Origin of the sequence: Flavobacterium fragile (assembly GCF_023634865.1) — a bacterium.
Taxonomy (GTDB): Bacteria; Bacteroidota; Bacteroidia; order Flavobacteriales; family Flavobacteriaceae; genus Flavobacterium; species Flavobacterium fragile.
On the sequence record NZ_JAMLJN010000008.1, the window covers coordinates 42825 to 68255 of the forward strand.

Consider the following 25431-nt stretch of genomic DNA (forward strand, 5'->3'; position numbering starts at 1 on the left):
TATAATACAAATAGTACTTGCACACTACTCATTTTGAGGGTGCAAATATATAAATTATTTTTTAATTATCGCAAAAATAAATAGTTAAGTAAAATTTCATTAAAAAAAGAAGATTTTACTCACTAAAAATGATAAGAAAAAAACCGTAATGCTTTCACATTAACGGTTTTTTTATTAATCATTGCTTTTTTGCAATGGTGTTTATCACACTTTAATTTCTACTTCAACTCCAGAAGGTAACTCTAATTTCATTAAAGCATCGATTGTTTTAGAAGAAGAACTGTAGATATCTAACAATCTCTTATAAGAACTTAATTCGAATTGCTCTCTTGATTTTTTGTTAACGTGTGGAGAACGTAATACAGTAAAAATCTTTTTGTGAGTAGGTAATGGAATAGGACCCGTTACCACAGCACCTGTACTTTTTACAGTCTTAACGATTTTCTCAGCAGATTTATCTACTAAGTTATGATCGTATGATTTTAATTTTATTCTGATTTTTTGACTCATCTCTTTAAAAATTAGGCGTTACCTTTTGCTTTTTTGATTACAGCTTCTGAAATGTTAGAAGGTGTTTCTTCATAGTGAGAAAACTCCATTGTAGATGTAGCTCTACCAGAAGATAATGTTCTTAACGTAGTAACATATCCAAACATTTCTGATAAAGGAACATTAGCTTTGATAGTTTTAGCACCATTTCTGTCACCCATATCATTTACTTGACCTCTACGACGATTCAAGTCACCAACGATATCACCCATGTTTTCTTCTGGAGTAATAACTTCGATTTTCATGATTGGTTCAAGAATAACAGCTCCTGCAGCTTTTGCCACTTCTTTATAACCCATTTTAGCTGCTAATTCGAATGACAATGCATCAGAATCCACAGGGTGGAACGAACCATCTAATAAAGTAACTTTTAAACTGTCTACAGCGTAACCAGCTAAAGGACCTTGCTTCATAGCTTCTCTAAATCCTTTTTCTACAGCAGGAATATATTCTTTTGGTACGTTACCACCTTTAACTTCGTTAACAAATTGTAATCCAACTGGCACTTTTCCATCAACTTCGTCAGCAGGCTCAAGACGGAATACGATATCCCCGAATTTACCACGACCTCCAGATTGTTTTTTATAAACCTCTCTATGTTGTGCAGCTTTTGTAAACGCTTCTTTGTATTCTACCTGAGGCTCACCTTGATTAACTTCCACTTTAAACTCACGTTTCATACGATCAATTAAGATATCTAAGTGAAGCTCACCCATACCCGAAATAATCGTTTGTCCAGAAGCTTCATCAGTCTTAACTGTAAACGTTGGATCTTCTTCAGCTAATTTTGCTAAAGCCATACCCATTTTGTCTACGTCAGCTTTCGTTTTAGGTTCAATAGCGATACCAATTACTGGATCAGGGAATTTCATTGACTCAAGAATAATTGGGTGTTTTTCATCACACATTGTATCTCCAGTCTTAATATCTTTAAATCCTACAGCAGCTCCAATATCTCCAGCTTCGATGAATTCGATTGGATTTTGTTTGTTAGCATGCATTTGGTAGATACGAGAAATTCTTTCTTTGTTTCCTGAACGCGTATTTAAGATATAAGAACCAGCGTCTAAACGACCCGAATAAGCACGGAAGAATGCTAAACGACCAACATAAGGGTCAGTAGCAATTTTAAATGCTAATGCAGCAAATGGTTCTTTTACATCAGGACGACGAACAACTTTTCTTTGATCTTCTTCCAATAAATCTTTATCATCAGGATGAATACCTTCGATACCTTCCTTATCTAATGGAGATGGCAAGTACTTACAAACTGCATCTAACATGAACTGAACCCCTTTGTTTTTGAATGAAGATCCACACAACATAGGAATAATAGCCATATCAATAGTAGCTGCACGTAATGCTTTATTGATTTCCTCCTCAGTTATAGAGTTTTCATCTTCCATATACTTGTCTAACAAGTTCTCATCGTAAGTAGCAATCTCTTCGATAAGTTTAGAACGATACTCTTTTACTTCATCTACCATATCAGCAGGAATATCAATGATATCAAAAGTAGCTCCTTGTGATTCATCATGCCATACAATAGCTTGATTTTTTACCAAGTCAACTACTCCTTTGAAATCAGCCTCTTCACCAATTGGCAAGGTAATCGCAACCGCGTTTGATTTCAACATATCTTTGACTTGCTGGCAAACCGCTAAGAAATTAGCACCTTGACGGTCCATTTTGTTTACGAATCCCATACGAGGAACTCTATATTGATCAGCTAATCTCCAGTTAGTTTCAGACTGTGGCTCAACACCATCAACCGCACTAAACAAGAACACTAAACCGTCTAATACACGTAACGAACGGTTTACCTCAACCGTAAAGTCAACGTGACCAGGAGTATCAATAATATTAAAGTGGTACGCCTTAGATTCTGGAATAGTTTTTCCTTGAACCGTTGGGAAGTTCCACTCACAAGTTGTAGCTGCAGAAGTAATTGTAATACCTCTTTCCGCTTCTTGCTCCATCCAGTCCATTGTAGAAGCACCGTCGTGAACTTCTCCAATTTTATGTGTTTTACCTGTGTAGAATAAGATACGCTCAGTTGTTGTTGTTTTACCAGCATCAATGTGAGCCGCAATACCTATATTTCTTGTATATTTTAAATCTCTAGCCATTTCTTTATGAATTAAAATCTAAAGTGAGAGAATGCTTTGTTAGCTTCTGCCATTTTGTGAGTATCCATTCTTTTCTTAACAGCAGCACCTTCTTCTTTAGCAGCAGCTAAAATTTCAGATGCTAACTTAGCAGCCATCGATTTTTCATTTCGTCTTCTTGCATATAAAATCATCCATTTGATAGCGTAAGAAATTTTTCTATCTGGACGAATTGGCATTGGAATTTGAAATGTAGCTCCACCCACACGACGAGAACGAACTTCTACGTGTGGCATTACATTTGTTAATGCATCTTTCCAAATTTCTAATGCAGATTTTTCTGCATCTTGCTTTTTGTTTTCTACAATTTCTAAAGCATCATAGAACACTTTGAAAGCAGTTGATTTTTTACCATCCCACATTAAGTTATTCACAAAACGTGTAACTAACTGATCGTTAAATTTTGGATCTGGCAAAAGAGGTCTTTTTTTGGCCTGTCTTTTTCTCATGTCTTTTGTTTAAAAGATTTTAAATTACTTTTTCTTTCCAGCTGCAGCAGGTGCTTGTCCTGGTTTTGGACGCTTAGCCCCATACTTAGATCTACGTTGTGTTCTACCTGCAACACCCGCAGTATCTAATGCTCCACGTACGATGTGATAACGCACTCCTGGTAAATCTTTTACTCTTCCACCTCTAACTAATACTATCGAGTGCTCTTGTAAATTGTGACCTTCTCCAGGAATGTATGCATTCACCTCGTTTCCGTTTGTCAAACGAACCCTAGCCACCTTTCTCATTGCTGAGTTTGGTTTCTTAGGAGTTGTTGTGTAAACACGAGTACACACACCTCTTCTTTGAGGACAAGAATCTAAAGCAGCCGATTTACTCTTCTTAGTCATTTGGGTTCTCCCTGTTCTTACTAATTGTTGAATTGTTGGCATAATTAAATACTAAAAATTTTTAATGTTTAAAATTCCCGCTTTTTACGGGGTTGCAAATGTAGGAATTATTTTTTACTTTCCAAATCATAATTTATTAATTTTCAATACAATTTGATTTTACAAGGTTTTGATTATTATTCAAATACAAAAAAACAAAACAAGAAACTCCCGCCTTCGATTATGATGAAAATCTTTTTAAAACTCCTACATCACACAATTATCTAAAGGAGTTTAAAAGGATTGCAACGAAAAGCGGAAACATGGATTATAAGAATTCCCAGACCATTCGCTTCTACTAATAAAATTTATTTTACATTTTTTCGTTACTTTACAGCGATGAAATTCATTTACTTTTTTATTACACTATTAATTTTCCAATTTTCACTTGGACAGAATTTCTATTTAAAAGTATTAGGAACATCTGAAAAAGATACCAAAACCATAGATAGTCTAAGATACGAATCAAAACACCCTACCATTGCCTCCATTCTTGAGGAACAAAAACGTTTTGAAAGCAAGTTAACCAATCAAGGTTTCTTTGATTGGCTGCTTTTAGAACAAAATAAACTCAATGATAGCAGTTTTGTTTTTAAATACAACTTAGGAAGCGAAGTAAAAAACAACTCCATATATATAGGTAAACTTTCAAACGAAGAAAAATCACTCTTAAAATTAGAAAAAGACACTTTGATTCTACCCACGAATGAAGTAGAAATTTTCATGAAGAACAGATTAGCTTTATTAGAAAAGAAAGGCTATTTGTTAGCAAATTTACAATTGGTTAATCAACGAAAAATTGGAAATAATTTACTATCGGATTTACAACTCAAATTAAACTCAAAAAGAAATATTACCGATTTAGTAATTATAGGTTACAACAAATTTCCAACTGGAATTAAAAAAGCAATTACTAAAAAAGCAAAAAAAGCAACTTTTAATCAAGATAATTTAAAACAGATTAACGACAATTTTGACAAATTGCAATTCGTAAATCAAATCAAATATCCTGAAATATTATTTACAACCGATTCTACTAAAATTTTTGTGTATTTAGAGAAATCGAAACCTAATAAATTTGACGGATTTATTGGATTTTCTAATGATGACCAAAGCAAATTAACTTTTAATGGTTTTTTAGATTTGCAATTACAGAACATTTTAAATTCGGGTGAAAAATTCAATTTGTATTGGAAAAATGATGGTAATAAACAAACTTCGTTTAACATAGGAACGGAATTGCCGTATATTTTTAAAAGTTCGATTGGAATTAAAGCAAATTTGAAAATTTTCAAACAAGATTCTACTTTTCAGAATACGGTTACTGATTTGAACTTGGGCTACTATTTTGCATACAATACCAAAGCTTATATTGGATATCAAAAAACTTCCTCGGTAGATATTCAGAATACAAATTCGTTCAGTTTAAATGATTTTATCAATACCTTTTTAACAACGAGTTTTGAACATATTGAATTAAATCCCGATAGTTTTATTTTTCCTGAAAAAGCAAAAGTTTCTCTAAAATTTGGAATAGGAAATCGAACGATTGCATCTCAGAAAACGAATCAGTTTTTTACACAATTGGATGTGAATTACAATTTTAATTTAAATCCTAAAAACAGCATTTTTATTCGGAATCAAACCTTTTATTTACAAAGTGATAGTTATGTAGTAAACGAATTATTCCGATTTGGCGGTATCAATTCGTTAAGAGGTTTCAACGAAAATAGTCTACAAGCAAATGCCTACACCGGATTCATAGCCGAATATCGTTATTTATTAGCTTCTAATTTATACCTACATTCTATTACTGACTTTGGTTATTTCCAAGACAAAACTTCCAAAATAAAAGACCGATTATTTGGATTTGGATTTGGATTTGGATTATTTACCAAGAATGGATTACTTAATTTGGTTTATGCCAACGGTAGCACGAGCAATCAAATTATCAAACTTTCCAATTCTATTATACACATCAGTTTTAAAACAAATTTTTAACATTTTATTCATCAAATGTTGTTTTTTTGTTAAGTTTTTATGAAAATTATTTGTGATATTTGTGAAAACCAACTTAAATTACAAATATGAAATCAAAAATCTTTGGAATTTTAGCACTCATGTTAGTGCTGTATGGGCAGATAGCATTTGCTCAAACTAGAACAGTTTCTGGAAAGGTTTCCGATTCTAATGGCGAACCACTTGTAGGTGTAGCTGTACTTGTCAAAGGAACAAGCTCAGGTACGCAAACAGACTTTGAAGGAAATTACAGTATCAAAGCTAGTAATTCTCAAATCCTTGTGTTTAAATTCTTAGGAATGAAAACGCAAGAAATTACAGCCTCATCAACAACATTAAATGTTAAAATGACTGACGACACTAAAGAATTATCGGAAGTCGTAGTTACCGCCTTAGGGATTAAAAGAGAGAAAAAAGCTCTAGGTTATGCAACACAACAAGTTAAAGGTGATGATGTATCTGACACTCCAACTTCAAACTTTGTTGAATCTCTATCTGGAGAAGTAGCTGGTTTAGACATTTCTTCATCTGGTACCATGGGAGGCTCTGCCAATATTATTGTTAGAGGTTACAGTTCCTTGTATGGAAACAATCAAGCACTTATTGTAATTGATGGAACACCCGTAAACAATGAAACTTACAATAGTTCTGATCAAAGAACAGGAAGAGGAGGATATGACTACGGAAATGCCGCTTCTGATATTAATCCAGACGACATTGAATCACTTACAGTTCTTAAAGGTGCTGCTGCAACGGCACTTTATGGATCTAGAGCTTCAAATGGAGCCATAATCATTACTACAAAGAAAGGTAAAAAAGGAACTGGAATTGGAGTGACTTTTAATAGTTCTCTAACAATAGGAACTGTTGACAAAAAAACATTACCTAAATATCAAGATAAATACGGAGCAGGATATGGACCATATTATGATGACCCAACGGGATATTTCAGCTATTTTGATTTCTCAGGAGATGGAAATGACGACTTAGTTGTTCCATTTACAGAAGATGCCTCTTATGGAGCTCCATTTGATCCAAATTTATTAGTTTACCAATGGACATCTATTTTTCCTCAATTACCGGGTTACAGAATAGCAACACCTTGGGTAGCAGGAGCTAATAACCCAAACTCTATATTTGAAAAAGCACTAACCAACACAAACTCTGTTTCTTTTGGTAAAAGTGATGATAAAAATTCTTTCCGATTAGGGTTTACAAATAAAAAACAAACAGGTGTAATGCCTAATAGTGAGATATTAAGAAACACTCTTACTTTTTCAGGAAGCACTAAATTGAATGAAAAATTAAAAGCTTCTATTGATTTTACTTACACAGACAACAGAGCAAAAGGTAGAAATGGTACAGGTTATGACTCTAGAAACCCTATGCAAGCATTTCGTCAATGGTGGCAAACGAATGTTGATTTAAAACAACAGAAAGATGCATTCTTCAATACAGGTCAAAACATTACATGGAATGTTAATAGTGTTGATGATTTATCTCCAATATATACAGATAATGTTTATTGGACTCTATACAAAAATTATCAAAATGATAAAAGAAGTAGATTTACAGGAAACACTAGTTTAACTTATGAAGTTAACAAATGGTTTAATGTTTTAGGTAGATTTGCTTTCGATTCTTATTCTGAAACAAGAGAAGAAAGAATTGAAGTAGGTTCCGCTGATCCTTCTCGTTACTATGTTAACAATAGAACCGTTTCAGAAATAAATTACGACTTGATGGGTAATTTTAATTTTGACATTACAAGTGATTTAAACTTTGACGGATTGGTTGGAATAAATTTGAGAGTTAATAAATTAAACAGCTTAGGTATATCAACTAATGGAGGTATTGTAACGCCAGGTCTATTTACTTTAGCTAACACTTTAAATCCAATTACACCAGACAACATTGCTAAAGTAGATTATACCAAAAAAGTAGATGGTATTTTTGCAAAAGCTGGCTTAGGATACAAAGGCACTTATTATCTTGATGCAACAATAAGAAGAGACAGATCTTCTACGTTACCAAAAAACAACAACTCATATGTTTATCCATCGATTTCTTCTAGTGTCATATTCTCAAACTTAGTTGACTTTGATTGGTTAAATTTTGGAAAATTAAGAATCAACTATGCTGAAGTTGGAAGTGATACAGACCCTTACAATGTATTTAATACTTATGATATTAACTCAGGTTTTGGTGGTAATGCAAGTGGTTCTAATCCTTCTGTATTCAATAATGCAAATTTAAAACCAGAAAAATCTAAAGATATTGAGACAGGATTAGAGTTTCAATTATTTAATAACAGATTAGGTTTAGATTTATCATATTACAATAGAAAAACTGTAAATTTAATTACTCCATTAGATGTTTCTACAGCAACCGGATCTTCTAATTTATGGTTAAATGCAGGAGATATTGAAAACAAAGGTATCGAAATGGTCTTATCAGGTGCACCAATAAAAACTGATAATTTTAGCTGGGATATTAAAGTAAATTATGCACAGAACAGAAGTGAAGTAACTCGATTAGCTGAAGGTACTGAATTTATTAGATTAGCTAACGCTCAAGGTGGTATTTCTCTAGGTGCACAATTAGGAGAACCTTTTGGGGTAATTAGAGGTAGTGATTATGTTTACCATGAAAATGGACAACCGATAATTTATACATCTACAGATGCTCCGTCTCCATCTTGGATAGGTAAATACGCAAGAACATCTACTAATGACAAAGTTATTGGAAACATAAACCCAGATTGGACAGGAGGTATTAAAAACATTTTCCGTTATAAAAATGTGAATTTAAGCTTCTTAATCGATGTTCAAAAAGGAGGAGATGTATTTTCATTGGATACTTGGTATGGATACGCAACAGGATTATATGATTTTACTGCAGGAACTAACCATTTAGGAAACCCTGTACGTAATACAATAGCTAATGGTGGTGGTTTACTACTTCCTGGGGTAAATGCTGATGGAACGCCAAACACTACAGTGGGTGATGCATCACAATACACAAATGGTTGGGGATATGCAAGAACACCAAATGCTGCTCACGTATATGATGCTTCTTTTGTAAAATTAAGAGAGTTAACATTAGGATTTAATTTCCCTGAAAAAATCTACAGCAAATTAAATTTAAACAATTTATCACTTTCTTTAGTAGGAAGAAATTTATGGATTATCCATAAAAACACTCCTTATTCAGATCCTGAAGCTGGTCTTAGTGCTGGTAATGTTCAAGGTAATCAATCAGGTGTTTATCCTGCAGTTAAGGAAATTGGTTTCAGTTTAAAATTTGAATTCTAAAAAAAAATATTATGAAAAAATTTATAGTTTTATTCTCTGTTTTATTTATAGCCTCTTGTGCTAGTGATGAAACCTATGAAAATATCAATAGAGATCCAAACAAACCGACCAACTTATCAGCAGATGCATTATTTACATCTTCTATAAAGAGTTTGTTTGACCAAATGGAAAGCACAAATGTAAATACAAATGTGTTCAGATTATTTGCTCAATATTGGACAGAAACAACTTATATTGATGAAGCTAATTATGATTTAGTAACCAGAAATATCCCTGGAAATCATTTTTCAGAATTATATAGAGATGTTCTTTATGATTTAAAAGATGCAAAATCAAAAGCAACCTCAGATACTAAAAAAGGTATGATAGAAGTTTTAGAAGTGTACACATGGCAACAACTTGTTGATACCTATGGAAATATACCTTACAGCAATGCATTGCAAGGATCTTCTAATCCAACACCTTCATATGATGACGCAGCAACTATTTACGCTGATTTACTTATCAGAATTAATACAGCAATCACTCAATTAGATTCTAGCGACGAAGCTTTTGGATCATCTGACATCATTTATGGCGGAAACGTAAATAATTGGAAAAAATTTGCTAATTCTTTAAAACTAAAATTAGCAATGAGAATTGCTGATGTTTCATCAATGGCAGCACAATCTAAAAGCGCAGCTGAAGCAGCAATTTTAGCGGGTGTTTTCACTTCTAACAGCGATAATGCAACACTTGTTTATGAAAATGCTACTCCTAACACCAATCCTATTTGGTTAGATTTAGTTCAGTCAGGTAGAAGTGACTTTGTTGTTGCAAATACAATTGTTGACTACATGAACACATTGAACGACCCAAGAAGAGCTTTCTATTTTGATGATAATTTAGGAGCTGGTGTATATTCAGGAGGTACTTACGGAGCAAGTAGTCCATTCTCAAACTTTACACATATTGGAGAAATGCTTCATGATCCAACTTTCAGAGGTGTTCTTATGGATTATGCAGAAGTAGAATTCTTGATTGCAGAAGCAAAAGAAAGAAATTACACTGCTCCAGGAACAGCAGAATCTCATTACAATGCTGCAATTACTGCTTCTATGGAAGATTGGGGAGTGAGTGCTACTAACATAACAACTTATTTATCAAATCCATCTGTTGCTTATACAACTGCATCTGGAACTTGGAGACAAAAAATTGGTTTACAATTTTGGTTAGCAATGTACAACAGAGGTTTTGAAGGATGGTCCGTTTACAGAAAATATGACGCACCAGTATTAAATGTAGCAGCGAGTTCAGGCTTACCTGTACCAACAAGATATACTTATCCTGTTAGTGAACAAACATTAAACGGAATAAATTATCAAGCTGCAGCATCTCAAATTGGAGGCGATTTATTGTCAACTAAAATATTCTGGGACATTAATTAATTTATTTTGTAGTTATATTACTAAAACCATCACTGCATAAGTGATGGTTTTTCTTTATATTTGCCTCATGGAAAAAGACAACCAAATATTCGGAATTAGAGCAATAATTGAAGCAATAAACGCTAAAAAGGAAATTGACAAAGTATTCGTTCAAAAAGATGCGCAAGGCGACTTGATGCAAGACTTGATGAAAACGATGAAAAGAAACAACATCAACTTTTCCTATGTTCCTGTTGAAAAACTAAACCGATTAACACCAAATAACCATCAAGGTGCGGTGGCAACCATTGCTCCTATTTCTTTTGTTGCATTAGAAACCTTGGTTGAAAGTGTTATTGAAAGCGGTAAAAAACCTTTATTCATTATTTTAGACCAATTGTCAGATGCGCGAAACTTTGGCGCTATTATCCGAACAGCAGAATGTACAGGTGTTGATGGAATCATCATCCAAAAACAAGGTTCAGCTCCTGTGAATGGTGATACCGTTAAAACTTCGGCTGGGGCAGTTTTTAATGTGCCAATTTGTAAAGTCGACCACATTAAAGACGCTATTTTCTATTTGCAAGGAAGCGGCATCAAAACCGTTGCAGCAACTGAAAAAACAGACCAACACATTTACGACATCAACTTCAACGAAGGCGTTGCCATCATTATGGGTAGCGAAGACCGAGGTGTAAATCCTTCGGTATTGAAAATTGTAGATGAAAAAGCAAAATTACCAATGTTTGGAACTATTGAATCATTAAATGTTTCGGTAGCTTGCGGTGCTTTTTTATATGAGGCGTTGAGACAGAGAATGTAGTTCAGTGTTCAAAATTAATAGTTAAATGGTAATAATAAACAATTTTGAAAATTATGGGTAAAAATAAAACTTTCGGAATATTATTTATTGTAACTATTATATTTCTTTCATTTTCTTTACGAGGAAAATTGTCTGGTGAAAAATTTGATAGCAAAAAATGGAAAAACTGGACAGAATCTGAAATGGAATTTTCAACTCGTTGGGACATGATGAATAGCCTACGTAACAATCACGATCTAAAAGGAAAAACCAAAAATGAAATTATTAATCTTTTAGGAAAACCTGAATTTGAAGAAACTAATTCCGAATTTAGTTATTATTTAGGCTATTCAGGAAGAGGCATAAATACAGGGAGATTAATATTTTACATTGGTCTTGATGGAAAAATTTGTGATTTTAAAGTTTATCAAGGATAATTTCATTCAACCATTTTAATTTAAAATAATAAATTATTCGTGATGAGTTGTAAGTTTTAAACTAAACAACTTCATTTCTTCCCACCTAAAAACTCATAAACCACTTTCATAGAAGAACTAAAGTACTCTTTAATCACTTCTTCTGGTTTTGGTAGTGGATTGAAATTTCCTTTTTCGTCAAAGTTTTTCATAAATGGATCGAGTTCTGGATTGAAATCGGGTTTTTCCCATTCGTAGAAAATAGGTTTTGAAAATTGAGGCGTTTTTAAAACTAAGGCTAAGGCTAATCCCACAAGAAATCCTGCTAAATGTCCTTCCCACGAAATACCTTCTTTTACACTTGGAAACATATACCAAACACTTCCGCCGTATAAAATTACGATGGTAAATGATAAAGCCACTAATCGGTAATATTTGGTAAAAATGCCTTTGAAGAAAATAAAACTCACTAAAGCATAAATTAATCCACTGGCGCCAATGTGGTAACTTGGTCTTCCTAACAACCATGTCCCTAATCCTGAAAAGAGAATACCTAAAAATAACACTACAAACGATTGTTCTTTGTAGAAATATCTTAAAATAGGCAACAATACCAATAACGCAAAAGAATTATTTGCCAAATGCTCAATATCGCCATGGAGAAATGGACTAAAAAGAATTCCTTTCAATCCATATACTTCTCTTGGATAAATTCCAAAATGCGACAAATTATCTTGAAATTGCATTTCATACCAGAAAACTAACCACAAAGTCAACACAAAAAATAACGGTAATAAAATAACCGTTTTTGTAAACTGAAAAGGATTATCGTGCTGTTTTTCCATATTGAATTGAATTCAAAGATAAAGCCAAAATTATTTCTATGCACATTTGTCATAAAATTGTAATTTTACGTCATGAATCAACCACTAGCAGAACGCATTCGACCACAACAATTATCGGATTACATCAGCCAATTGCATTTAGTTGGACCTGAGGGCTCGTTAATACAACAAATAGCCAAAGGATTAATTCCAAGTTTGATTTTATGGGGACCACCAGGAACAGGAAAAACCACCTTAGCACAAATAATGGCGCAAGAAAGTAAACGTCCGTTTTACCAACTGAGTGCGATACATTCAGGTGTTAAAGATATTCGTGAAGTGATTGAAAAAGCGAAACAAAGTAGCGGTTTATTCACTGCAAAAAATCCAATTTTATTTATTGATGAGATTCATCGTTTTTCTAAATCTCAACAAGATTCTTTGTTGGCAGCAGTGGAAAAAGGTTGGGTTACTTTAATTGGTGCTACCACTGAAAATCCGAGTTTTGAAGTCATTCCCGCTTTATTGTCAAGATGTCAGGTTTATGTTTTGAATGCGTTTACCAAAGAAGATTTAGAAGCTTTATTGCATCGTGCGATGAAAACCGATGTAGAACTTCAAAAGAAAAATATCCAATTAAAAGAAACCGAAGCTCTATTACGTCTTTCTGGCGGAGATGGTAGAAAATTATTAAACATTTTCGAATTAGTTATTAATGCTACCGATACTTCGACAAGCTCAGCACCCATTGAGATCACAAATGAGAGAGTCATGCAATTGGTTCAAAAAAACACCGTGTTGTATGATAAAACTGGTGAACAACATTATGATATAGTCTCAGCTTTTATAAAATCGATTCGTGGAAGCGACCCCAATGGCGCTGTGTATTGGTTAGCTAGAATGATTGAAGGTGGTGAAGATGTAAAATTCATTGCCCGAAGAATGCTGATTTTAGCTAGTGAAGATATCGGAAATGCGAATCCAACAGCTTTAATTATGGCTAACAATACGTTTCAGGCCGTTACCACAATTGGTTATCCAGAGAGCAGAATAATTCTGAGTCAATGTGCAATTTATTTAGCAACTTCAGCAAAAAGTAACGCTAGTTATATGGCAATTGGTAAAGCGCAACAACTCGTAAAACAAACAGGTGATTTACCTGTTCCAATTCATTTAAGAAATGCACCAACCAAGCTAATGAAAGAATTAGGTTATGGAGAAGAATATAAATATTCTCATGATTTTCCAAACAACTTTGCCGAACAAGAATTTTTACCAACCGAAATTTCCGAAACAAAATTCTTTGAGCCAGGAGAAAATGCTCGTGAAAAGGAATTACGTCAGTTTTTAAAGAATCGTTGGAAAGACAAATATGGTTATTAACATGAAACTAAGTTAAATTAAAACTTTACTTCAACCTTTTCTGAAAATAATTTTTCCCCTTCATAATACTCGAAGTACCAATTCTCATTTTTCTTAATTAAAACCCCAGATTTATCACTTTTCTGTGCAAAATAAGTGTTACTAACCGATGTTTTCATCAAGATAAACATGGTTTCTGGTGTATCATTTACAAGTTTAAAACCATTGTTAATCGGTATGGCAAATAGCTGGTCATTTGAACTTTCTATTTTTACGCCACTATTCAAGTTGTCATTAATATTTGACACTACAACGACTTCTTTTGGAGGCACTACCGCTTCTAGATTATTTTCGGTTTTAAAATTTAATTTATTTTTCAAAGAAGATAACGTTTGTCTAAAAGTAATAGTGTAAGCATTTTTATAATTTTTTTCTCTACTAGATGCTAATTCACTTTTTAATAAAACACTATTTGTACAATCTTTTATTTCAAAATAAATTTTAGTTAAAAACATAGTATTGGTTTCAACTGGAAGAGCATAAAGAGCTAAGCATCTATTTCTTAGTAAATCATCTGGAAATTTTTCATTATCATAAAAAACCTCAAAACCTTCACTTTGAAAAAATTTCTTTGTTAGTTCATTTAAATCATATTTATTAGCCTCATCCAAAAAAGAAAATTGTGACGGAACAATAATATACTTATAATTTTCTTGAGCAAATGCAAATGAAAATGAAAATCCAATTAGTAATAATAGTAAAACTGATTTCTTCACAACTATAATATATTTTTTAATTCTAATAAATGTTTGACCTGAAAAACAGGATTTTCGACTTCAATATTTTGCTCGTTGAAAAAAACAGCTTCAATCCCAGCCTCTAGAGCCCCCATGATATCAGCTTCATAGCTATCCCCTATCATTAAGCTTTCTTCTCTTAAAGCGTTAGCCAAAGATAAGGCAAAATCAAATATTTTGCGATGTGGTTTTTTTACACCGGCCATTTCTGAATTTGTGATCGTTTCAAAATAATGATCGATTTTAGAATTCTTCATTTTTTTGGTTTGAACCGATGCAAAACCATTGGTTATAATATGTAATTGATACTTTGGTTTTAAATAATCTAACAACTCAATTGCTCCATCAAAAAGATGATTAAATTCTGGTAAATATTTGATATATTCATCTGATAGATGATGAATTAAATTATCGGAGATTTCAATTTGTAATGCATCAAAAACATCTTTTAAACGATAGTAACGTAAATCGTCGTGGGTAATTTGATTGTCTTGATACAATTTCCAATAATATTGATTTCTTGGAATATAAATATTCAAAAAATCGGATAATTCAATATTAAATCCTTGTTGTTTAAAAATGGTATCAAATGCAAATCCAGAATTCTTATCAAAATCCCAAAGCGTGTGATCTAAATCGAAAAAAAGATGCTTTTTATGATGGAATGGTTTCATTTTTATTTTTTAATACGAATTTTCAAATTGTCACCCATTTTGAATTTAGGGATTGTTTTAATATGCTACTTATTTCTTAGCCAAGCTTATTCAAGCCCAGATGGCACGACACCTTGTATAGCAGACAGTAGTCCTTTAACTGGGCTCAGATTTAGTATGTCGAGTCATTAAAAAAAGCCCAAACAAATGGGCTTCTGTTTATTTACTTTGCGATATAATTTCAGCATTTTCAATATGATAAATCCAATCTTCAACATCGGTTTCGTTGTATCTGAAGGTCCCTTTTAAAGTAACATAAGTATCGGTTTTTAATTTTGGAGTTGTTCCTTTAAATTTAATACCCGCAATAGTTTCTGGTCCCGATTTTCCACAGAAGAAACAAGCTGCAAATACGTTTTTACTCAACGCATAATTTTTGTTGTCAATTGGCACGATAAATCCGCTCATGTAAACGGTTTTCTTTTGCATCATTTTTAGTTTCATATTAACTTGTGGAAATTCTACTTCGCCATAAGTTGCATGTTTTTTTCTGGTGTATTTGATGTCACCCAACATTTTCCAAGTTAAGGTATCATTTGCAACCGAAGTCTTTACAACAGATTTTATAGTTGTAGTTTTAGAATCGCTGAAACTCATTAAGGAAATAAAAACTACGAAAGCTAAAATTAATTTAATATAATTACGCATTGGCTAATGTTTTTGAAATGTTTAAATTATAAGCTTTGACCGCCGGAATAACCGCCGCTAAAAAGCCCACAAATATAGTTAGTAAAAATAAAGTTCCTTCTTTCTCCCAAATAAATTCGTAAGGATTAAAACTCATTTTGAAATCTTCTTCTGCCGAATTCGACAACATACTTAATCCCACTCTTCCCAAAATCGTACCAAAAACAAATCCAACCACACATAAAAGCAAACTTTCAATCATTACTACTTTAAGAAGTTGTAATCTTTTAGCACCGTTGACACGCATTAAAGCAAATTCGTTTTTACGTTCTTTTAATGTATTGTAAAGCGCTATGAAAATAGAAATTCCTGAAATCAGCATAATTCCGTATGCTAAATATTGTAATGCTGAAATCCCAATTCCAAATAAAGAAAACAAACGATTTACTTCGATTGCTGGAGAAGCAACTTGCATTTTTGTGTTTTGTGCTATAATTCTAGGCCAAGTTACAATTCCCATTTTGTTGCGGAATTTTAATAAAACCGCTGTAATTTCCATTCTAGGTTCATCTAAAGTCATGTCTGCTTCTTCATGATGTTCTTCGCCTTCTACATGAACATGACCTTCTTCGCCGTGAGCGGGATTTTCTTCTGCACCATGACTTCCGTGCATTTGCCAAACGCTTGGAATCGTACATAAAATCAAATTATCAACAACTTTGCCTGTTGGTTTTACTATTCCCACAACTTTATAAGCGTAATGTTCATGAACTTCTCCTTCAGCTGCATCACCGTGTGAACCGAAGAACTCATCACCAATTTTTAAGCTTAATTTTTGAGCAATATCACTTCCAATTACGACTTCAAAATTCTTTTCAAAAAGTTTTCCTTCGGAGATTTCGGCTCCGTATTTTTCTAAATAATCGGGTGTTGTTCCTAAGATTTTATAACCACGATAATTGTCGCCAAAGGCTAACGGAATTGCTTTTTGAACAAAAGGATGTTGCATCCAAACTTTTGCCGAATCGTAACTAATATTTCCTGTTGGAGCATCTACTTGATAAACTGCAGATAAAATCAATTGCAATGGACTTCCTTGTGCGCCCATTACTAAATCAACTCCGTCAATATTACTGGAAAATTTTTCTTCAAATTGCTTTTCGACCAAGATTAAAGTCGTAATAATCGCAACACTTGAGGTCAGCAAAACAACACTCAAGATGGTATTTAATGGTTTGAACCATATATTTTTCCATGCTAATTTTGCTATCATATCAAGGTAATTTTATTGATAAATCTTTCTTTAATTCGGTTGTCGTGCGTAACGATTAGTAAAGCCGCTTTATATTCTTTCGATAATGAAGTCAACAATTCGATTACTTTATCTGCATTTTTATCATCTAAACTTGATGTGGGTTCATCAGCTAACAATACTTTTGGTTCATTCATCAACGCTCGAGCAATCGAAACACGTTGTTGTTGTCCAATACTTAATTGCGATGGTAATTTAGACGCTTGGTTTTCGATTCCCAATTGTTCTAATAATTTCTTTGCACGTTTGGTATGTTTTTTACCTGTTGCTAACCAACTTGCCATTTCTAAATTTTCCAAAACCGTCAACGCCCCAATAAAATGTGATTTTTGAAAAACCACACCAATGTGCTTTCCACGAAATTTATCAGTTGCTTTTTCAGAAAGGGAAACGATATCGGTTTTATCGATTTCAATTGTTCCTGATTTTGGTTTTAACAAACCTCCTAAAATATGTAAATAAGTAGTTTTCCCTTTTCCAGAATCACCTGTAATTAACAAAGTACTTCCTGCTTCACAGTACAAATCGGGCATGTGAAAAATTTGGTCTTTTGAGTAGGAAAAAGTGATGTTTTTGGTGCTAATCATAGTTCAACGAACATTAATTTTAGTGATGCAAGATAAGAAATTGGATAGAAAAATTTCTTAAATAAATTGTAATAAAAACCTTGTGATTTACTTTCATCACAAGGCAATTATATTTTAGACTTAAATATTATTCTTCATCATGCGTACACAATCCTACTATCGAATGGAAAGTGTCATGTAAACCATTTAAAGCTTTAGTGATTTTTTCGTCAGAAGCTTTAGACTTCACTAATTTATCTAAGGCTTTGCTGTCTTTAGCTAATTTATTTACTGCAGCAACAATTGCTTTTTTATTGAATTCAGCTGGAATTTTAGCCATTTTTAAAGCATTTGCTTTTTCAGCCATTTCAGCACTTCTTTCTTTAATTGGTTGTAAATTTCCTTCTTCACTTGGATGGAAAGTTTGCGACATCACTTTGTGAAACGTTTTGATTTCTGGCCATGAAGCAAAAGTATCAGGTTTTGGCATCGCTGCTTTATATCTTTTACTAACTTCTGTCCAGTTTACTACATTCCAAATAGCCGATAAATAATCTGCACGTTTGTTTTGATATTTTAAGTAATACGCATGTTCCCAAACGTCGATTCCGAAGATCGGTGTTCCTTTTACTTCAGCAATATCCATTAACGGATTGTCTTGATTTGGAGTTGAAGTTACTACTAATTTTCCCTCTTTCGTCACTACCAACCAAGCCCAACCTGAACCAAAACGACTTGCTCCAGCCGCATTTAATTTTTCTTTCAATCCATCTAAACTTCCGAATGTTTCATTTACCGCTTTTTCTAATTCAGCTGACATTTTAGTGTTTTTTTCAGATGTTAAAACAGACCAAAACAACTCGTGATTGTAATGTCCACCACCATTATTACGAACTGCCGCTGGCAAAGTAGAAATCTTTGCAAAAATTTCGTTTAAGCTTAATTTTCCATCTGCAGTTCCTGCTAAAGCTGTATTAAGATTTTTCACATAAGCAGCGTGATGCTTGCCATAATGAATTTCCATAGTTTGCGCATCTACAAAAGGCTCCAAAGCATTATATGCATAAGGTAATGCTTTTTGTGTAAACTGAGCTGATGCAGTTAAAGTTACTAAAAGTATAGCAACTAAAAATTTTATTTGTTTCATGATATTTTAAATTTTGATAAAAATACGGCTAATCGATTAGATAAAAAACTACCAAATCTTAAAATTTCTATAATTCTTAATTTAAACGCGAAGATTGTAATGAAAAATTAAGTGTATGTTTTTTTAAATACATAGATTCTGTGTATTTAGAAAAAAATCAAAAAATCCCCTCATCCTGAAAACTCAAATACCCATTCTCAGTAATGATAAGATGATCTAAAACTTGAATTTCTAAGGTTTGCCCTGCTTCTTTGATACGTTTTGTGATTTTTAAATCGGCTTCACTGGCGATTAATTTTCCAGAAGGGTGATTGTGGGAAAGAATTAAACCCGTTGCATTTTGTTCGAATGCCATTTTGAAGATAATTCGAATATCCACAACAGTTCCTGTTATTCCGCCTTTTGAGAGTTGGGCTTTGTAGATGACTTTATTGGAATTATTAAGATATAATACCCAAAATTCTTCGTGAGGTAATTCGCCAATTATGGGTTGCATGATATCGAAAACTGCTTTACTGGAAGTGATTTTTTTGAGTTCGACGGCTTCTTCGGCTCTACGTCTTCGTCCTAATTCTAATGCAGCGGCGATGGAAATAGCTTTGGCTTCACCAATTCCTTTGAATTGCATGAGTTGGGAAACCGACATTTTTCCTAACGTATTCAGATTGTTTTCGGAGGAAGCTAAAATGCGTTGGCACAATTGCACCGCGCTCTCATTTCGAGAACCGGAACCAATTAAGATAGCAAGTAATTCGGAATCAGATAAGGTGGATTTACCTTTTAGAAGAAATTTTTCACGTGGGCGATCGTCTTCGGCCCATTGGTTGATTGGCGTGTACATAAAATTTTATTTTGGCGTTTATGAGAACAAAAATAATTGAAAAAATTGGAATGTCAAAATTATTGATGGGTGATGGAAGACTTTATCTAAACTTTAGAATGATTAATACTAAATTGAACTAAAGTTTCGTTTTCATTAAAATCAAACTTATGAAATTTACTGGAATTATTTTATTGTCTTTTTTATTTCTGAATTGTAAAAAAGAAACCATTAAAACTAAAGTTGCGCAACAGATTGAATCAAAAACAGAAATCAAAGCAATTGAAAACCCAACTGATTTCTATGAAAAACTTTCCAATGCAGCGATTTCGATAATTGATCCTGAAGTGGTTTACACTCCGGATTATGTTGGGATAAAATATCCGAATGGAGATGTTCCGGCAAAAACGGGTGTTTGCACGGATGTGTTGATTCGAGCGTATCGAAAATTAGGAATTGATTTGCAAAAAGAAGTTCATGAAGACATGAAAGCTAACTTTTCTTTGTATCCGAATTTAGAAAAATGGGGTTTGAAAACTACCGATAAAAACATCGACCACAGAAGGGTTCCCAATTTAGAAGTTTTCTTTGCTCGAAAAGGAGAAAGTTTACCCATAACTCAAAACTCAAACGATTACAAAACAGGTGATTTAGTCACTTGGATGATTGGTGATAAATTACCGCATATTGGTATTGTAACGCACATAAAATCAGGAAATGGCAACCCAATGATTGTCCACAACGTAGGAAGCGGACAAGTTTTAGAAGATTGCTTGTTGAGTTGGAAAATTGTGGGGCATTTTAGATATGGAAAGTAAATTTCAACTTTTCATACCAAGTAATTTTAATATTTCTTAACTCGGCAACTTCTTCAAAACCATATGCCTTTTTAATAAAAAAACACACATAATTTTTATTCATTTCAGTTAAATCATTTCTACAACTTAAATAGATTTTTTGAAAGTCAATTAAACATTCTATATATATTGAAATTTCTTTTTTTGCTTCTAAATTTGCCTTAAAAACGAAAGCAGATGAACTTTGTCTATAATCAGGATTATCGAAATAAATTTTAGAGTTAGAAACCTCTATCTTCTCTCCAAATAACTGAAAAAAGTCATCACATAAAGAATTACTAATAATTTGAATAGACTCATTTAACTCTTTTAAAATCAAAAAATCTTCTTCATTACTTCTTGTTGAATTACTTAGTTCACTTAATAGCGAATATGTCTTAAATTTGTTCTTCATCAAATTCAGATATCCTAATTTACTAACCCTTTCACCTCATCAAAATTCAATCCGCCGTAATTTCCTGAACTCATTAATAGTAAAGCGGAATTATCTAAATTTTGGCTGAATAAAAAGTCTTTAAATTCTGTTGGATTGGTATAAATAATCAAATCTTCTCTTTGGAACGATTGTGCGATTTGGTCATAGGTTACTTCTTCCAAACGCTTGATTTTAACTGCATCGGGCGAATAGAACACAACTGCAACATCGGCTGCGTCTAAAGCGCCTTGGTATTCTTTTAAGAACTCGGCATTTAAACTGCTGTAGGTATGCAATTCTAAACAAGCAACTAATTTTCTATCTGGATATTGTGATTTTACGGCTTTTGTGGTAGCAGCAACTTTACTTGGCGAATGTGCAAAATCTTTATAAGCAACTTTATTTGCACTTTCGGCAATTTTTTCTAATCGTTTAGAAGCACCTTTGAAACTAGCGATTGCTTCGTAAAATTCGGCTTCGTCTACTCCCATGCATTGGCAAATCCATTTGGCACCGGCTAAATTGCTTAGATTGTGTGCCCCGAAAACTTCAATTGGCATTGAACCTTCTGGCGTATCTAGCAACGTGGTTCCGTTTTCAACTGTGTAACTTGGTGTTTGATACGCAATTTTTCGGATAGGATTTTCGGTTCCTTCGGCTACTGCTTTTACGGTTTCGTCTTCTTCGTTGTAGACCAAAATACCACCACGCGTGATTTGGTTCGCAAAAATTCTGAATTGTTCTACATAATTATCAAACGTTGGAAACACGTTGATATGATCCCAAGCAATTCCAGATAATAATGCAATATTCGGTTGGTACAAATGGAATTTTGGTCGCAAATCAATTGGAGAAGTCAAATATTCATCACCTTCCAAAACAATAAAATCATTATCTTCGGTTAAATGCACCATCGTATCAAAACCTTCCAATTGGGCCCCCACCATATAATCCACTTCAATATTGTGATAATGCATTACATGTAAAATCATAGAAGTAATTGTAGTCTTTCCGTGTGAACCACCAATCACCACTCGGGTTTTGTTTTTCGATTGTTCGTATAAAAATTCAGGATACGAATAAATTTTCAAGCCTAATTCTTGTGCTTTCAATAATTCTGGATTATCCGCTTTAGCGTGCATTCCTAAAATAATCGCTTCGATATCAGTTGTGATTTTTTCAGGAAACCAACCTTCTTCGGCTGGCAACAATCCTTTTTTCTCCAAACGCGATTTTGAAGGTTCAAAAATAGCATCATCGCTACCTGTTACGTGAAATCCTTTGTTATGTAATGCTAATGCTAAATTGTGCATGGCTGCTCCGCCGATGGCTATGAAATGTGTTCTCATTTTTATGTTGAATTGTTAAACTGTTAATTTGTTAAATCGATTAAACGATTCAACATTTCAACAATTACACTATTTGTTTTCAAATTGTTCTTTTAATTTATTCGCTTTTGCTTTATCTTTTAACTTATTCAAATATAAGTCATATAATTTTTCGAAAGTAGTTTTTGAATTCCCAATTTCGTGTGCTTTTTTATACTGGATTTCAGCTTTTGCATAACGCTTGAAATACACATCTATATGACCTTTCGCCAGATAACCATCAACTTTTGAAAGTGCCATTAATTCATCGGCATATTTTTGTGCTTTTTTTTCGCTTCCACCAATGATTCCTGGTAGCTCAATGTATAACATCACTAATGCCCAACGGGTTTCGATATGTTTCGAATCCAATTTAGCAGCGATTAAAAAAGATGCTTCCACTTCATCAATCATTCCTAAAGCTTTGAATTTATTGGATTCTTTAGCTTTCATTCCGAGGACGCCACCATATTTAAACCAATAATTGGCATTTTGAGGATAACTACTTTTTAATCTTTTATAATACACGATAGCTGAATCCCAATCTTTTTGATAACCTGCAATATCACCAAGATATTCAATTGTTTTAATATGATTGGGTTGTACTTTCAAATGTTCTAAAAATAATTTTTCGGCTTCGTTATATTTTTTTTGAGTATACAATTTTTCCGCCTTTTCAAAAGTTGATTGTGAAAAAACTGAAAACGAAAGCAATAGAAAAAATATTTGTTTAATTTTCATTTTTCAAAAATAGTGAAATGATTTTGGATTTTTGTAATAAAAAAACGACTTGATTACTCAAGTCGTTTTTAATTGTTATTTTATTTGAAAATTATTTCACAATAGTCATTTCGTCAACAATGTGTTTAGCTCCTGAGAAATTCTCAATCACCCACAATACGTAACGAATATCAACGTTGATTGTTCTTTGTAATTTTTTATCAAAGATTACGTCACCCGCCATAGCTTCAATATTTCCATCAAATGCCAAACCGATTAACTCTCCTTTTCCATTTAAAACTGGCGAACCTGAATTTCCTCCTGTAATATCGTTATCTGTTAAGAAGTTTACGTGTAATGAACCATCTTTATCTGCATAACGACCAAACTCTTTTTTAGCATTCATTTCTAATACTCTTGCAGGCAAATCAAATTCTAAATCGCCTTTTTTGTATTTTTTAACTTGACCTGCTAATGTAGTGTAGTTATTAATTGTTGCATCATTGCGTTTGTCAGCTGGTAAAGAACGAACTTTTCCATACGTTAAACGTAATGTTGAATTTGCATCTGGATATTTGATTTCTCCAATTTTAGATTCTCTCAAACCTTCTACTAACAAACGGAAAGAAGCACCAAAATCGTTTTGCGCTTTCATTAACTCATCACTTCTTTTTCCTAAATGCATTGTTAAATCATTTGATAAAACAAATAATGGATCATTTACTAATAAAGCCTCTGTTGGTAAATCTAAAAATGCTTTTACTTTTTCTTTTGAAGTAAAAATACTTAAATCGAAAGCTGCATTAACATATTTAGTGAAATCGCCATTGTTTTCTTTAGCTAATTTTTCTACCATTGGAGCTAAAGTATATCCTGCTTTTTTTGAATATAAACTCAATTGAGCTGCTAAAATATCTTTCTCTGCTGGAATATATAACTCTTTATACATTTCGTCTACCATTTCTAAAATAGCTGGAGCCATTTCAGCACGTTTAGCAGCATCTGCTTTAACATAAGCATCTAATTGTCTTCCTAAAGTTCTTCCAATAGTACCAAAAGCAGAAGTTCTAAATAATTGTTGTAAATAATTATCATGACGAGATTTCTCATTCGTCATTGCATAATATTTATTAATTGTAGGCACTACATTACCATATTTTGCTTTGTTAGCAGGTTTGTTTGCCCACTTATGGAATTTAGCTTCTTGAGCTGCTTTTGTTTTTGCAGTACCAAATTTAGTCAACGCATCAATCATTCCTTGACGGTTTTTCCAATAGTTAGCAACACCAGCAAATTTTGAAGCATAAACAAGATTTAAAGCTTCTGATTGAACCATATATTTTTTCATATTATCCATACCTACTTTTGAACCTTCAACCCAAGCTGGATAAGCATATTTTACATTTTGTTCAATTCCTCCTGCTGGCATCCAACGGTTTGTTCTACCTGGATAACCTAAAATCATAGCGAAGTCATTTTCTTTAACTCCACCGATGTTTACTGGTAAATAATGTTTTGGTTTTAGTGGAACATTGTTAGTTGAATATTCCGCTGGATTTCCATTTGCATCAGCATACACTCTAAACATAGAGAAATCTGCTGTGTGACGTGGCCATTCCCAGTTGTCTGTATCACCACCAAATTTTCCTAAACTTTCAGGTGGAGTTCCTACTAAACGAACATCTTTATAATCTTGGTAAACGAAATAGTAATATTCATTTCCTTGGAAAAATGGACGTACAGAAACCGTATATTTTCCACCCTCGTTATTTTCTTTTTCAATTTTAGCGATTTCAGCATTGATAGCTTTTTCTCTATCCGCTTCGCTCATTGAAGGGTTTACAACAGACAAGATTCTTTTTGTACAATCGTCCATACGAACAAAGAAACGTACATATAAACTTGATGGTTTTAATTCTTCTGCTCTGTTTTTTGCCCAATACCCATTTTTTAAATAGTTTTTTTCTGCTGAAGATAATTCTGCAATAGCATCATATCCACAGTGATGATTGGTTAAAACTAATCCGTCTTTTGAAATCATTTCAGCAGTACATCCACCATTAAATTGTACGATTGCATCTTTTAAACTGTGGTTGTTGATACTGTAAATTTCTTCGGCTGTTAATTGCAAGCCCATTTTTTGCATGTCGCGGTGATTTAAACGCTCAATGAACATTAAAAACCACATTCCTTCATCTGCTTTTACCGAAGTTGGCACAAGCATGATAGCAGAAACGACAAATAATAATAATTTTTTCATAATAATTCTGTGTTCATTTGATTTGTGTGGCGAATATACTTAAAAATACGTTTTCGATAAAATTATCATTTTAAAATCGGTATTGATTAAAC

Annotated in this window: 22 protein-coding genes and 1 pseudogene; 7 read left to right on the plus strand and 16 right to left on the minus strand. The window is 33.1% G+C overall.

All coding sequences use genetic code 11. From position 1 onward, the window contains the following. Positions 1–204 precede the first annotated feature (204 nt). The 4 genes from rpsJ to rpsL are packed head-to-tail and all read right to left on the minus strand — an operon-like array spanning position 205 to position 3598. Positions 205–510: a 30S ribosomal protein S10 gene (gene rpsJ, locus NAT47_RS09995; RefSeq protein ID WP_009779180.1), complete on the minus strand. Its 306-nt coding sequence runs from the start codon at positions 508–510 to the stop codon at positions 205–207. 11 nt (positions 511–521) lie between these two features. Continuing rightward, positions 522–2678 carry an elongation factor G gene (gene fusA / locus NAT47_RS10000; protein ID WP_250582363.1) on the minus strand — a complete coding sequence of 719 codons (2157 nt, stop codon included), beginning with the start codon at positions 2676–2678 and terminating at the stop codon, positions 522–524. A gap of 11 nt (positions 2679–2689) precedes the next feature. After that, a complete protein-coding gene (rpsG, locus tag NAT47_RS10005) occupies positions 2690–3166 on the minus strand; it encodes a 30S ribosomal protein S7 (RefSeq protein ID WP_250582365.1) in 477 nt (158 codons plus the stop codon). A 24-nt stretch (positions 3167–3190) separates the two neighbouring features. Then, positions 3191–3598 (minus strand): 30S ribosomal protein S12, encoded by a 408-nt coding sequence (gene rpsL, locus NAT47_RS10010; RefSeq protein ID WP_250582367.1) that lies wholly within the window; start codon positions 3596–3598, stop codon positions 3191–3193. A 336-nt stretch (positions 3599–3934) separates the two neighbouring features. Between rpsL and NAT47_RS10015 the strand changes: the two genes are divergently transcribed. The 5 genes from NAT47_RS10015 to NAT47_RS10035 all read left to right on the plus strand — a co-directional run bounded on the left by NAT47_RS10015 (position 3935) and on the right by NAT47_RS10035 (position 11573). Further along, positions 3935–5596, plus strand: a complete 1662-nt coding sequence (locus NAT47_RS10015) for a BamA/TamA family outer membrane protein (RefSeq protein WP_250582369.1) — start codon at positions 3935–3937, stop codon at positions 5594–5596. 86 nt (positions 5597–5682) lie between these two features. Next, positions 5683–8928, plus strand: a complete 3246-nt coding sequence (locus NAT47_RS10020; RefSeq protein WP_250582371.1) for a SusC/RagA family TonB-linked outer membrane protein — start codon at positions 5683–5685, stop codon at positions 8926–8928. 11 nt (positions 8929–8939) lie between these two features. Then, positions 8940–10355, plus strand: a complete 1416-nt coding sequence (locus NAT47_RS10025; RefSeq protein ID WP_250582373.1) for a SusD/RagB family nutrient-binding outer membrane lipoprotein — start codon at positions 8940–8942, stop codon at positions 10353–10355. Between the two features lie 67 nt (positions 10356–10422). After that, positions 10423–11157 carry a 23S rRNA (guanosine(2251)-2'-O)-methyltransferase RlmB gene (rlmB, locus tag NAT47_RS10030; RefSeq protein WP_250582375.1) on the plus strand — a complete coding sequence of 245 codons (735 nt, stop codon included), beginning with the start codon at positions 10423–10425 and terminating at the stop codon, positions 11155–11157. Between the two features lie 53 nt (positions 11158–11210). Then, positions 11211–11573 carry a hypothetical protein gene (locus NAT47_RS10035; protein ID WP_250582377.1) on the plus strand — a complete coding sequence of 121 codons (363 nt, stop codon included), beginning with the start codon at positions 11211–11213 and terminating at the stop codon, positions 11571–11573. A gap of 71 nt (positions 11574–11644) precedes the next feature. Here the strand turns inward: NAT47_RS10035 and NAT47_RS10040 are convergent, their stop codons facing one another. Continuing rightward, positions 11645–12397, minus strand: coding sequence for a rhomboid family intramembrane serine protease (locus NAT47_RS10040; RefSeq protein WP_250582379.1), 753 nt, complete (start codon positions 12395–12397; stop codon positions 11645–11647). A gap of 72 nt (positions 12398–12469) precedes the next feature. On the opposite strand from NAT47_RS10040, the gene NAT47_RS10045 reads away from it, so the two are divergent. Further along, the gene (locus NAT47_RS10045) at positions 12470–13759 is read left to right on the plus strand and encodes a replication-associated recombination protein A (RefSeq protein ID WP_250582381.1); all 1290 of its coding nucleotides are present in this window, start codon (positions 12470–12472) and stop codon (positions 13757–13759) included. 17 nt (positions 13760–13776) lie between these two features. Here the strand turns inward: NAT47_RS10045 and NAT47_RS10050 are convergent, their stop codons facing one another. From NAT47_RS10050 to radC, 7 genes and pseudogenes are all read right to left on the minus strand, one after another. Then, positions 13777–14514 carry a hypothetical protein gene (locus NAT47_RS10050; protein ID WP_250582383.1) on the minus strand — a complete coding sequence of 246 codons (738 nt, stop codon included), beginning with the start codon at positions 14512–14514 and terminating at the stop codon, positions 13777–13779. 2 nt (positions 14515–14516) lie between these two features. Then, positions 14517–15209, minus strand: a complete 693-nt coding sequence (locus NAT47_RS10055; RefSeq protein ID WP_250582385.1) for a YjjG family noncanonical pyrimidine nucleotidase — start codon at positions 15207–15209, stop codon at positions 14517–14519. Positions 15210–15407: 198 nt separating this feature from the next. Beyond that, positions 15408–15896, minus strand: coding sequence for a hypothetical protein (locus tag NAT47_RS10060; protein ID WP_250582387.1), 489 nt, complete (start codon positions 15894–15896; stop codon positions 15408–15410). Beyond that, on the minus strand, positions 15889–17148 hold the full coding sequence (locus NAT47_RS10065; protein WP_250582388.1) for an ABC transporter permease: 1260 nt from the start codon (positions 17146–17148) through the stop codon (positions 15889–15891). Before NAT47_RS10065 ends, NAT47_RS10060 begins: the two co-directional genes overlap by 8 nt. Continuing rightward, positions 17145–17774, minus strand: coding sequence for an ABC transporter ATP-binding protein (locus NAT47_RS10070; RefSeq protein WP_250582390.1), 630 nt, complete (start codon positions 17772–17774; stop codon positions 17145–17147). Before NAT47_RS10070 ends, NAT47_RS10065 begins: the two co-directional genes overlap by 4 nt. Positions 17775–18240: 466 nt before the next feature. Continuing rightward, positions 18241–18900: pseudogene (locus NAT47_RS10075) on the minus strand (superoxide dismutase); the annotation flags it as partial. Positions 18901–19057: 157 nt separating this feature from the next. Then, positions 19058–19741 carry a RadC family protein gene (radC, locus tag NAT47_RS10080; protein WP_250582392.1) on the minus strand — a complete coding sequence of 228 codons (684 nt, stop codon included), beginning with the start codon at positions 19739–19741 and terminating at the stop codon, positions 19058–19060. 149 nt (positions 19742–19890) lie between these two features. Between radC and NAT47_RS10085 the strand changes: the two genes are divergently transcribed. After that, the gene (locus tag NAT47_RS10085) at positions 19891–20538 is read left to right on the plus strand and encodes a DUF1287 domain-containing protein (protein WP_250582394.1); all 648 of its coding nucleotides are present in this window, start codon (positions 19891–19893) and stop codon (positions 20536–20538) included. Here the strand turns inward: NAT47_RS10085 and NAT47_RS10090 are convergent. From NAT47_RS10090 to NAT47_RS10105, 4 genes are all read right to left on the minus strand, one after another. Next, positions 20522–20971 (minus strand): hypothetical protein, encoded by a 450-nt coding sequence (locus tag NAT47_RS10090; protein WP_250582396.1) that lies wholly within the window; start codon positions 20969–20971, stop codon positions 20522–20524. The two genes, NAT47_RS10085 and NAT47_RS10090, sit on opposite strands and share 17 nt — an antisense overlap. Positions 20972–20985: 14 nt before the next feature. Next, complete coding sequence (locus tag NAT47_RS10095) at positions 20986–22341, minus strand: UDP-N-acetylmuramate--L-alanine ligase (RefSeq protein WP_250582398.1); 1356 nt, start codon at positions 22339–22341, stop codon at positions 20986–20988. A 69-nt stretch (positions 22342–22410) separates the two neighbouring features. Beyond that, a complete protein-coding gene (locus NAT47_RS10100) occupies positions 22411–23100 on the minus strand; it encodes a tetratricopeptide repeat protein (protein WP_250582400.1) in 690 nt (229 codons plus the stop codon). A gap of 91 nt (positions 23101–23191) precedes the next feature. Then, on the minus strand, positions 23192–25339 hold the full coding sequence (locus tag NAT47_RS10105) for a S46 family peptidase (protein WP_250582402.1): 2148 nt from the start codon (positions 25337–25339) through the stop codon (positions 23192–23194). Positions 25340–25431: the final 92 nt, after the last annotated feature.

Bases quoted from the DNA above. Each gene is read 5' to 3' on its own strand.
- radC (WP_250582392.1), bottom strand. From the start codon at position 19,741: ATGTACACGCCAATCAACCAATGGGCCGAAGACGATCGCCCACGTGAA.
- NAT47_RS10015 (WP_250582369.1), top strand. From the start codon at position 3,935: ATGAAATTCATTTACTTTTTTATTACACTATTAATTTTCCAATTTTCA.
- NAT47_RS10095 (WP_250582398.1), bottom strand. From the start codon at position 22,341: ATGAGAACACATTTCATAGCCATCGGCGGAGCAGCCATGCACAATTTA.
- rpsJ (WP_009779180.1), bottom strand. From the start codon at position 510: ATGAGTCAAAAAATCAGAATAAAATTAAAATCATACGATCATAACTTA.
- NAT47_RS10085 (WP_250582394.1), top strand. From the start codon at position 19,891: ATGAAATTTACTGGAATTATTTTATTGTCTTTTTTATTTCTGAATTGT.
- rlmB (WP_250582375.1), top strand. From the start codon at position 10,423: ATGGAAAAAGACAACCAAATATTCGGAATTAGAGCAATAATTGAAGCA.
- NAT47_RS10100 (WP_250582400.1), bottom strand. From the start codon at position 23,100: ATGAAAATTAAACAAATATTTTTTCTATTGCTTTCGTTTTCAGTTTTT.
- rpsG (WP_250582365.1), bottom strand. From the start codon at position 3,166: ATGAGAAAAAGACAGGCCAAAAAAAGACCTCTTTTGCCAGATCCAAAA.
- NAT47_RS10090 (WP_250582396.1), bottom strand. From the start codon at position 20,971: ATGAAGAACAAATTTAAGACATATTCGCTATTAAGTGAACTAAGTAAT.
- rpsL (WP_250582367.1), bottom strand. From the start codon at position 3,598: ATGCCAACAATTCAACAATTAGTAAGAACAGGGAGAACCCAAATGACT.
- NAT47_RS10065 (WP_250582388.1), bottom strand. From the start codon at position 17,148: ATGATAGCAAAATTAGCATGGAAAAATATATGGTTCAAACCATTAAAT.
- fusA (WP_250582363.1), bottom strand. From the start codon at position 2,678: ATGGCTAGAGATTTAAAATATACAAGAAATATAGGTATTGCGGCTCAC.
- NAT47_RS10070 (WP_250582390.1), bottom strand. From the start codon at position 17,774: ATGATTAGCACCAAAAACATCACTTTTTCCTACTCAAAAGACCAAATT.
- NAT47_RS10020 (WP_250582371.1), top strand. From the start codon at position 5,683: ATGAAATCAAAAATCTTTGGAATTTTAGCACTCATGTTAGTGCTGTAT.
- NAT47_RS10025 (WP_250582373.1), top strand. From the start codon at position 8,940: ATGAAAAAATTTATAGTTTTATTCTCTGTTTTATTTATAGCCTCTTGT.
- NAT47_RS10060 (WP_250582387.1), bottom strand. From the start codon at position 15,896: ATGCGTAATTATATTAAATTAATTTTAGCTTTCGTAGTTTTTATTTCC.
- NAT47_RS10045 (WP_250582381.1), top strand. From the start codon at position 12,470: ATGAATCAACCACTAGCAGAACGCATTCGACCACAACAATTATCGGAT.
- NAT47_RS10035 (WP_250582377.1), top strand. From the start codon at position 11,211: ATGGGTAAAAATAAAACTTTCGGAATATTATTTATTGTAACTATTATA.
- NAT47_RS10105 (WP_250582402.1), bottom strand. From the start codon at position 25,339: ATGAAAAAATTATTATTATTTGTCGTTTCTGCTATCATGCTTGTGCCA.
- NAT47_RS10040 (WP_250582379.1), bottom strand. From the start codon at position 12,397: ATGGAAAAACAGCACGATAATCCTTTTCAGTTTACAAAAACGGTTATT.
- NAT47_RS10055 (WP_250582385.1), bottom strand. From the start codon at position 15,209: ATGAAACCATTCCATCATAAAAAGCATCTTTTTTTCGATTTAGATCAC.